The following is a 9,752-nucleotide window of genomic DNA, read 5'->3' as shown; positions in this document are numbered from 1 at the left end:
AAGACTCGCTACACTGTGCGATCTAAACACCTTAAATGATAGGTGTTGGCTCATTTGAGCGGCGTTTTTTTATTCAGCGATGATACTGATGTTAGCCCATGTAGCCCTTTACACCATCTAGGAACATTTGCGTCGACAGCATAACCAACAACAAGCCCATCAAGCGTTCGATGGCTTTAAGGCCTCTCTCACCTAGTACTCGTAGGAAGAAGCCATTAAACATCAGAATAAAGAAAGTCGCGCCCCAAGCCAGCATCACTGCGCCTGAAAGCTCTAACATGTTGTCAGGATGCTGGGTCGACAAAAGAATCAATGCCGCAATCACTGAAGGGCCAGCAATCATAGGGATCGCCATCGGCACAATAAACGGTTCTTCACCCGCCGCGAGGCCAGTAATACTACCCGCACTTGGGAAAATCATCTTAATCGCGATGATAAACAGAATAATACCGCCAGATATACTCAAGGTTTCAGGCTGCACATGCAGGAAGTTCATGATGCTTTGACCAGCAAACAAGAACAGCAGCAGGATAATCAGCGCAAACATTAGTTCACGAACAAGAACAATACGGCGACGCTTCGGATCAATATGCTTAAGGATAGAAAGCACGATTGGTAAGTTGCCAAGCGGATCCATAATAAGAAACAGCATGGTCGCTGCAGATAAAATTTCCATAAGTTTGTCTCGAAAGCGTAAGTGCGCGGAGTATAGCAGCCTCAAGATTGATTTTCGAACACAGTAACAAACTTAGGAATTTACGTTATTGGAAGGGTATTTATGAGAGCCAAACGAGGGAGAAATGGTCGGAGTGGAGCCAAGAATATCGCATCCACTCGCTAATCACAGTTCACTGGCGACAAGAACTGATGGTCATTCAAAATCAGTGATTACAAACACGTTCGCGATTAGTGCAAAGCTTGTCATCAATGATCACGACCTTTTCCATTTTCAGGAAAAATTTCAGCAATCCATCTAAATCCAGACCGTTCAGCTTACACGTATGAAAGCGAGCTTCAGCGCCATAGGTTTGAGCGAGCTCTTTCGTCAACTCTTCACGAGTCAGTGGCTTTTCACTCAGTAAGTTTAAAACGTTGTGTGCATGAATTTCGGTAGTCATAAGTCTATCTCATGTTTAATGAAGTAGACGTAGAGTACCTACTTTCATCTGAGCTGCCTTGATGTAGCTCAGAGTTAAGCTAGCTCGACCCTAAATGGTGAGGGAAGCAACGATGAGAGCGTGTGCAAGAAAGTAACTGCCCGTTACCCAAAAATAAGCGCCCTTAATTGGGCTGCGATAGAAATTTAGGGCGTACGCCAATGCGGAAAGCAGCAGCACGCAGCAACCAACAAAACCAACAGCATGTGATAGCTGAGGCTCAAGTAACCAGACTTCACCAGAGGCCCAAGCAAGCTGAATGAGCACAATACCCATGATAACCACTGGAAAAACGAGTTTGTCTAAGCGAGGGAGTAATAGGAAGAAAGCAACGATACATGCAGCTAACAGCAGCGCGAACAACCACCAGACCATTTCTCCTGATAGCTGTAACCAAAATGCTTTGCTGTAACAAAGTTGAGCCAACAGGAAACACACAAAATGCAGAAGACGTTTTTGAGTAACAGTATGAAGCACATCTGCGATCGCGGATATCGCTAACCCAGCGACTACCCAATAGGTAAAATCAACGACAACAGATTGAGTTAGAGCAATAGTCGCCAATAATACAAACGTAAAGACCTTATACAATAAAGCCTGACCGATATGCCCATGTTTCGTTCCTGTTATTGCTCCAATACCAGACAAGGAAACCGCCAACCAACTCCACATATCATTTGCCCTATTGCTTTTAATCGTCGCCAGTCTAGGCACACGGGTGTTGATGTAAAGCCTCAGCCCTTCAAAATTGGATCTTGATTACGCTTCCACTAAAAAGAGCATCTTTAGATTGAAGTCGTCACAATACCCGCAGCGATAGTGATTATTCCTTTTAAAATAGACTCATTGTTCGGAAAGCTCATATAAATTGACGCTAGAGAACCCAAACTTAAATTCCAATGACTTCTATCATGCCAACGCCACAATATATCGCTATACATTGCAAATACCACATAACTAAAAGTTCAAAATCAAATACACAAACACATTAAAAACAAACAGTTAAAATCAAAAAAACAGACTTACATAGAACTTTCCAACACTATACAAACCTAGACTTACAAAGTGCGTAAATTACCTTTATAAAAACCACTTTGTCAGGTTTCGCTAAGCTTCCTGTCAAAAAACCATCACAAAAATCAAACCTAAAACCTATAAATCTTAATTAAACAAACCTAGACACCACCAAGCCCTATTAATACAGTTTAACAACCTTTAACAATATAAATTACACAAAATGACCATTACAAAACAATCACTTAAACCAAATGAGAACAAAAAAAAATCATAACGAACAAAATAATAGCACCCCAAAATACACAGTAAAACATAGCAAAAGTGATAGAAAACCCAATAGTTTTCTATCACTTTTAAAGGCTTCGAAAGTAATTCTTGATCTAAAGCTATAAGTAGTGCTATTCTTTAAAACATAGCGAGAGACAACCAAATTTAGGAGTAGTGTTATGATTTCATCTTCGCAAAGACAAGGACTTGTAATGATCGCGGTAGTTGTAGGTCTAATGACACTACCGATGATGTACTAAGCAAGTTACAGATAAAAAAAGGGACGCCATTAGCGTCCCTTTTTTTGTTCAATTTTTTCACTTCGAAAACAGATGCAGTGTTAACACATCCCAGTTCGCATAATAGAAACCAGCGGCAGCTAAAGTCATTGCCATCATCAGTAAGATTGCAACTCGCCAAATAAAACGACCACTACGTGGAGTCAACTCCTTCTCACAGTCGTTACACATCATGATGAACTTATGCTGGTCTTCCAACTTAGCCTCATGCTCATTGACTACCTTATTACGACACGTTGCGATATAACGCAGCTTACTCACCGTATCGTGCGGTAGCCTTTCTTCACAGCTTGACACAAGCTCATGCAATCCTTCGCCTTCGGCATGATATTGAAGCCTCAATAATTTCTCTATATTACGAGTTCTTGTCACCACTTTTTCAATATCGGTCATATTAGCCCTCCCACTCCACACTATAATTCTAGTCGAGCATTTCCCTATTCTTATACAAAATCACTGTTATTTACGAGAGAAAGAGACAATAAATAACAATGCTTTATCCCAAACTGGCCTCTAAATGTGATGTCTGCCGAAAAATAATCAGCTTGGCTTACAACAGTTCACGAATAACGGCTTGAAACACATATCCCTATTGCTTGAAAGATTAGAATAACCATCACGACTACATGGAGGTTACATGCCTAATTCACTCTTTTTTGCCATCTTTGCACTCGCAGGTCTAGCGGCTTGGGTATTTCTTGGTTTCTATCGAAAGCACTCACAAGGTGAAAATGCGCCAGAAAAGAAAGTGAACGTCACTGTGTTGGACAAACAATCCATCGACCTTCCTGATGCAGAACCTGGCCAAGAAGATCAAGAGTATTGGATTTACGTTCAACGTGGTGTGGTTGGTCCAAAACGAGAGTTCCAAGTCGGCATCCACTACTTCCACGCCCTGAACCCTGGCGACAAAGGTACCTTAACCTACCAAGGCGATAAGTTCTTACACTTTGCATTGAAGCGCTAAACATTAGGTACTTCAACTGTATCTTCTAAGCAATCCATCAGAAAGCCTTAGCACCCACCGCTAAGGCAATAGCCAACGTGTTTTCTCTGACTTAGAGACCAACCAGCTCATCCATAACGCGCCAGCTCCGCTGATCACGATCCATAATGGAATAACCCAAGCAGGGTGTCCTTGGTACCAACCGAACTCTTTCATTGGCCATAAGAAAATCGGGTGCAGCAGATAAATACCTAAGCTGTGTTTACTGATAAAACCAACCACTTGATTGCTCTTCTCAGACAAGCCTTCACCATAGTAACGGCACACCATGAACACCATGCTCGCCGCTAATACGGTGTTCAACGTCTTGTAAGATAACCAACGCCCTACCGTGTATTCTTCTGCGACCAAACTTGCATCAACCACCATATAAACCGTGGTCAGTAACGCTAATCCACCAAGTAACACACTCACGCCGACAGTCATCTTGTTAAGTGGAACCATCTTATACAGCAGGTAACCCAACGGTAAGTACCCGGTGTACAACCACAACTCGTGACTCCAAGGGCCATCGATTTTCAATAAGAACAATAACGTTGTGAACAACCATACCGCCGTAAAGGCATAGACAGATCTATCACCGTACTTTCTGACCATGATCTGTAAAAAAGGAATCACAAAGTAGAGTGGGATGAAGTAATAGAAGAAACCAAGGTGATAGTACGTGTAGTGATGATAACTATTGAGCAAAACCTCCCAACTGACGTCCGCATCAAAACCCATTAGCGACCAACCTGATAGGTAGGTATAGAAAAGCGACCAAACAATGAATGGGATCAGTACCTTACCCAGACGGCGCTTGAGGTAGTATTTGGCGTCAAACGGGCGCTGATCACTCAGCATCAATGCACCAGAAATCAAGATGAACACAGGCACTGCCCAGCGGCTGAAACCATTCACCGTAATGGCAGTCAGCCACTCACCGAAAGGAATGGTGCTTAATTCATTACGATAAGGCGCCAAAACATGAATCGCGATAACAGCTATGGCCGCGACACATCGTGCTAAATCAAAAAAGAGAATTCGCTGCTTCATGTAAATGCCTGATTAATATTCAATCATTCTACTATAGCAATAAAAAAGCTGACCGGAATAAATACCAAGTCAGCTTAGTGTTAAAGAAGATACTTATCGCGAATTTAACTTATTCGACTCTAGGTTACCCGACCTAAGCAATGCGACTTTCACTCTTACAAATGAGGCTCATGCGGCTGAAGCTTATGCCGCTGAGATTTGCGGCACTTTAGGTAAACGCAGAGAGATCACCGTCGTTATCGCTAAGAATGCGAAGGATACCCACAGACACGCAGACAAACCGGCCATCTGGAATACCAAGCCCGACAATATCGTGCCAATCAAGCGACCCATCGCGTTTGCCATGTAGTAGAAACCAACATCAAGAGAAACCCCATCGCCTTTCGCGTAACTCACAATCAGGTATGAGTGAAGTGATGAGTTCACCGCAAAGATGGCACCAAATACCATCAATCCACCGACAATAACGAACTCGGGTTGCCAGCCAATTTGCACCGCATAGGCAATACCGGCAGTCACAATAGCCAATGCACCCGCCCACAGTAGCGCTGCATGTCCATCAGGCACCTTGCCTTGTGCTTTACCAGTAATCTTAGGTGCAATGCCCTGCACAAAACCGTATGCGATGGTCCAAGCCGCTAAGAAGCCACCCACCCATGAGTGGTCCCAACCAAACACACTGCCTAGATAAATCGGCAAAGCAATCACAAACCACACATCACGAGCACCAAACAGGAACATACGCGCAGCCGACAAGATATTGATGGATTCAGACTTAGAGAAGATTTGTTTAAACTTCGGTTTGGTTTTCGCTTTGCCCATGTCTGCTTCTAAGCTCACTAAACTGCCAATGAAGACCAAGGTCAGCACAGCAGCCATCGCGAGCACTGCGTATTGGAAACCAATCGTCGAAAGCAGTAAGCCACCGATAAAGAACCCGGCACCTTTCAGTGCATTCTTAGATCCGGTTAGAATCGCAATCCACTTATAAAGCGCACCTTGCTGCTCATCTGGGACTAAGGTTTTAATCGAGCTTTTAGCACTCATCTTATTGAGATCTTTAGCGATACCAGACAAGGCCTGCGCCGCCATTACCCAAGGAATGGTCAACATTGCGGTTGGCACCGCGAGCATGCCCAAAGCGACAACTTGCATCCCTAAGCCGATATTCATGGTCTTATTGAGGCCAAGACGCGCCCCTAACCAACCACCGATTAGGTTAGTCACCACACCAAAGAATTCATAGAAAAGGAACAGTGAGGCGATTTCTAACGAACTGTAACCAAGGTCGTAAAAATACAGAACCACCAGCATGCGAAGTGCACCATCAGTAATGGTGAAGTTCCAGTAGTTGAAGGTCACCAACATGTATTGGCGAACGCTTTTGCTTAGGTTTGCGAACATAACATCACACCTATAAAAACGGAGAAAAGCGAAGTAAGAAGAGTAGATAGAGCTTTTGGATCATGATGTTCCAAAAGCTCTTGTAACTGCTGAGTGAGATGTTACTGAGCAGCAACACCTTGAATATAGTCAACCTGAATTGACTTAGTAAACGCGCCCGGACGCAGTGATTGTACTTCTTGAACAATCTTACTCAGATCCCAACTCTTCTCTAACAGCAGGTGTGCAGCCAGCAAGCCAGTCCGGCCAGAGCCGCCCATGCAGTGCATTGCTACCTTGCCGCCGTTATCCACGACTTGGTGTAGCGCAGGGCTCGCCGCCTGCCATTTCGCAGCAAAATCGGTACCCGGTGCACAATCGTCTTCGATTTCTATTTGGAACCATTGCATGCCTAGCGCACGTGTCTTCTCACCAAGTGCCGCAACGTCTTTGCTTGCAAGCTCATGGTCATCAAGTGCTGTCACGATAGCTTCAACGCCTTGTGCTTTCAGTTGCGTTAACGATGCATCTAGGTCAGCGTCTTTAGTGCCTGGGCACGGAGTAAGCACTAACGCACCAGTTTCTAGATCTAGTTGCCATGTTGGATGTGTCATTGTGTCTTCTCTTTAATTCTTATAGAACCAATACTCAAAATAATTGGAGTTGCAGCTAGGCAACCTTTTTCCTACAAAGGAATGAAGTTCAGCCCTATGAGCATAGGGGTTCTATGTGATTAGGGCGGCCGGCGCTCCGGTGAACTTACGCAGTTAACAACGCTTGCAGCTTCAAGTATGAAGAGTATTAAGCTAGGCCAACTGTACGTACTAGCTCTGCCGTACGTGTTGCGTAGCCCATCTCGTTGTCGTACCAAGCGTAGATCTTAACCATGCGCTTACCAACTAGCATGGTTGATAGCGCATCTACGATAGTTGAGCGTTGGTCGCCTTTGTAATCGATAGAAACCAGGGGACGCTCTTCAAAGCCAAGAATGCCTTTCAGTTCATTCTCAGACGCTTCTTTCAGCATCGCGTTGACTTCTTCAGCAGTGGTGTCTTGCTTCACTTCGAAGATGATGTCGGTCAGAGAGGCGTTAGCTAGCGGTACACGAACTGCGTGGCCGTTGATGCGGTTTTCAAGCTCTGGGAAGATCTCAACAATCGCCTTAGCGCTACCCGTTGTTGTTGGGATAAGGCTCATGCCACATGCACGTGCACGGCGTAAGTCTTTATGGGGCGCATCAAGAATAGTTTGCGTGTTAGTTAGATCGTGAATAGTGGTAAAGGCTGCGTTCTCGATGCCTAACTTCTCGTTAATCACCTTCACAACAGGCGCAAGACAGTTAGTAGTACAAGATGCAGCAGTCACAATCTTATGTACCGCTGGATCGAAGATAGCGTCATTCACACCAACTACGATGTTTGCAATGCCTTCTTCCTTTACTGGTGCCGATACCACAACACGCTTCACACCTTGCTCAAGGTATTTGTTTAGGAAAGATGTCTTACGGTGAACACCCGTCGCTTCAAGGACAACATCGCAACCAGACCAGTCGATTGCATCGATATCGCGCTCTTGCATAGTTCTAATGCGTTGGCCGTTGATGATCATCTCATCGCCTTCAACCGTGACTTCGTGGTTCCAGCGACCTTGAACCGAATCGAACTCAAGAAGGTGCGCCAGTGTTGCTGTATCGCCTGCTACATCGTTAATTTGAACAAACTCTAGCTCAGCCCAATCGAATGCTGCGCGAAGTGCTAGACGGCCGATACGGCCAAAACCATTAATACCTACTTTGACTGTCATACTCTTTTCTCTCAGTTAATTGCCTTCATATTTGAAGCCGCAGTGTTGTTGACTATGCCTAGCTGCAATCTCAACGATTTTGGCAATAAATTTAAATGTATTTAAACGCAACATTGAGGGCGTGAAGTCATGGCTTCTAGGCGCTCAATATCCTGTTGGTATTCAGTTTTCAAACAGTTCGATGCTATAAGGTCATCAATTAACTTTAGCATCCAACCCGGTAAATCTTGTGACAGACGGTAGAACACCCACTGCCCTTGGCGAACGTCAGTTAAAATTCCGTTTGAACGCAACTGCGCAAGATGGCGGGAAATCTTTGGCTGACTTTCTTGTAATGCCTGAGTCAACTCACCAACAGATAGGCACTCTTGGCGCACAATCAACATTAAGCAACGCACTCGCGTTTCATCAGACAGTAATTTAAAAAATTGGTGAGGAAGCATAACTACATACTCATATATGGATATGCATACATATTAGTTATAAAAAAACGCACGTCAAGGCGTGCGTTTTCATTGTCATAAAAGTTTAACGAAGAATATCAGAGTTTGTTGGTAACAATATGACTCCAGCGTCGAGCTTCTGTGAGTTCTGTTTTCACTTGTTCCACGTTCAACCCTAGATCAGCACAGTGATCATCAATCTTTTGCCAATCAGCATGTTCGAAACTTTCTTCAAGCGCTAATAATGCGCCATATGGACCTTCTCTGCGCAGCAAGGCGACCTTAATACTTGTGCATAACGGTAATTGTTCAATTAAATTCTCTAACGACAGATCGAGCAATGCATCAAGTAATGAGAACAAGCCAATCATAAAGGCTTGTTCAGTATGCCCTTTAAATACTTGGTAACGAGACATCCGTTGGCAAAACTGCGCACGCTGCAAAGACAGTCCATACAGTTCTTTGGGCTTTTTATCAGAGACATAAGACGCTACTGCTAGCGAGACAAACATTTTCAGTTTCTCTTGCCCTAAATAAACCAAGGCCTGACGAAATGAAGAGATGGTGACCTCAAGGCGGGGTGACATAGTGTTCACAAAGCGCAGAAGCTTATAGGATAAGGCAATATCTTTCGCGACGATGCTTTCAACACGTTGGAAGTCGACATCCGGCTTACAGACCTCTTGGAATAGCTCCATCGCTATCACTTGCTCTGGGCTAATATACTTAGTCTTTATGATTTCGGGCTTACTAAAGAAATAGCCTTGGAAAAACTTAAACCCTGCTTCTTTCGCTTGTTGGAACTCTTGTTCCGTTTCAACCCGCTCAGCAAGAAAACTATACTTCTTCCCTTCGTGCTTTTTGACTAACTCACACGCCGCATCCAACCCCATCTGCATGATATCAAGCTTAACAATATGCGTATATTGAAGGAAACGTTCCCACTCAGGTGTCGAAGTAAAGTCATCTAGGGCAATCATATACCCTGCTTGATAAAGCTCTTTGATTACCTCTAATAGCTCATCGGTCGGTTGGCAGGTTTCAAGAATCTCAACTACGACCTTATCTTTCGGTAAGCTCATTGGAAGACGGCGAATCAAGCTCTGATACGGAAAATTAATAAAGCAGCGTGAAGATGGGATCGAAGGGTTAAGCCCAACGGACAAGAAGTTTTCAACGATCAGGCGATACGTTGCTCGATTAGACTCAATATGCGCGGGGTAGGCATTCCTATCACCGTCACGAAACAGCAGCTCATAACCAAGCGTGTTCTTGTTACGGTTTAAGATAGGTTGTCGAGCAACGTACGTAGCGGTCATTTATTGATAACTCTAATTAATTT

At 44.1% G+C, this 9,752-nt stretch carries 11 protein-coding genes; 1 reads left to right on the top strand and 10 read right to left on the bottom strand.

Going from position 1 to position 9,752, the window contains the following annotated elements:
- Positions 1–91: 91 nt before the first annotated feature.
- The 4 genes from AB6D80_RS15805 to AB6D80_RS15790 all read right to left on the bottom strand — a co-directional run bounded on the left by AB6D80_RS15805 (position 92) and on the right by AB6D80_RS15790 (position 3,133).
- Complete coding sequence (locus tag AB6D80_RS15805; RefSeq protein WP_009848232.1) at positions 92–676, bottom strand: YhgN family NAAT transporter; 585 nt, start codon at positions 674–676, stop codon at positions 92–94.
- 205 nt (positions 677–881) lie between these two features.
- Positions 882–1,118, bottom strand: coding sequence for a YecH family metal-binding protein (locus tag AB6D80_RS15800; RefSeq protein WP_371703347.1), 237 nt, complete (start codon positions 1,116–1,118; stop codon positions 882–884).
- A 90-nt stretch (positions 1,119–1,208) separates the two neighbouring features.
- Positions 1,209–1,829 carry a lysoplasmalogenase gene (locus AB6D80_RS15795; RefSeq protein ID WP_029223157.1) on the bottom strand — a complete coding sequence of 207 codons (621 nt, stop codon included), beginning with the start codon at positions 1,827–1,829 and terminating at the stop codon, positions 1,209–1,211.
- Positions 1,830–2,758: 929 nt separating this feature from the next.
- Positions 2,759–3,133: a hypothetical protein gene (locus AB6D80_RS15790; protein WP_009848229.1), complete on the bottom strand. Its 375-nt coding sequence runs from the start codon at positions 3,131–3,133 to the stop codon at positions 2,759–2,761.
- A gap of 244 nt (positions 3,134–3,377) precedes the next feature.
- Between AB6D80_RS15790 and AB6D80_RS15785 the strand changes: the two genes are divergently transcribed.
- Positions 3,378–3,707, top strand: a complete 330-nt coding sequence (locus AB6D80_RS15785) for a DUF2500 domain-containing protein (protein ID WP_009848228.1) — start codon at positions 3,378–3,380, stop codon at positions 3,705–3,707.
- A 60-nt stretch (positions 3,708–3,767) separates the two neighbouring features.
- Here AB6D80_RS15785 and AB6D80_RS15780 read toward each other — a convergent pair whose 3' ends face one another.
- The 6 genes from AB6D80_RS15780 to AB6D80_RS15755 form a co-directional block, all read right to left on the bottom strand.
- Positions 3,768–4,781: an acyltransferase gene (locus tag AB6D80_RS15780; RefSeq protein ID WP_017097108.1), complete on the bottom strand. Its 1,014-nt coding sequence runs from the start codon at positions 4,779–4,781 to the stop codon at positions 3,768–3,770.
- A gap of 183 nt (positions 4,782–4,964) precedes the next feature.
- Positions 4,965–6,185, bottom strand: coding sequence for an organoarsenical effux MFS transporter ArsJ (gene arsJ / locus AB6D80_RS15775; RefSeq protein WP_371703349.1), 1,221 nt, complete (start codon positions 6,183–6,185; stop codon positions 4,965–4,967).
- Between the two features lie 101 nt (positions 6,186–6,286).
- Positions 6,287–6,778, bottom strand: a complete 492-nt coding sequence (locus tag AB6D80_RS15770; RefSeq protein ID WP_371703351.1) for a cyclin-dependent kinase inhibitor 3 family protein — start codon at positions 6,776–6,778, stop codon at positions 6,287–6,289.
- 187 nt (positions 6,779–6,965) lie between these two features.
- Positions 6,966–7,967: an ArsJ-associated glyceraldehyde-3-phosphate dehydrogenase gene (locus tag AB6D80_RS15765; protein WP_372189010.1), complete on the bottom strand. Its 1,002-nt coding sequence runs from the start codon at positions 7,965–7,967 to the stop codon at positions 6,966–6,968.
- A 101-nt stretch (positions 7,968–8,068) separates the two neighbouring features.
- Positions 8,069–8,410: a metalloregulator ArsR/SmtB family transcription factor gene (locus AB6D80_RS15760; protein ID WP_009848223.1), complete on the bottom strand. Its 342-nt coding sequence runs from the start codon at positions 8,408–8,410 to the stop codon at positions 8,069–8,071.
- A gap of 98 nt (positions 8,411–8,508) precedes the next feature.
- On the bottom strand, positions 8,509–9,729 hold the full coding sequence (locus AB6D80_RS15755) for an EAL and HDOD domain-containing protein (protein WP_009848222.1): 1,221 nt from the start codon (positions 9,727–9,729) through the stop codon (positions 8,509–8,511).
- Between the last annotated feature and the right edge of the window lie 23 nt (positions 9,730–9,752).

Source organism: Vibrio sp. 10N.247.310.17 (genome assembly GCF_041466605.1).
Lineage (GTDB): Bacteria > Pseudomonadota > Gammaproteobacteria > Enterobacterales > Vibrionaceae > Vibrio > Vibrio tasmaniensis_A.
Note: the sequence above shows the minus strand (reverse complement) of the source record. Positions and strands in the feature narration are given on the sequence as shown.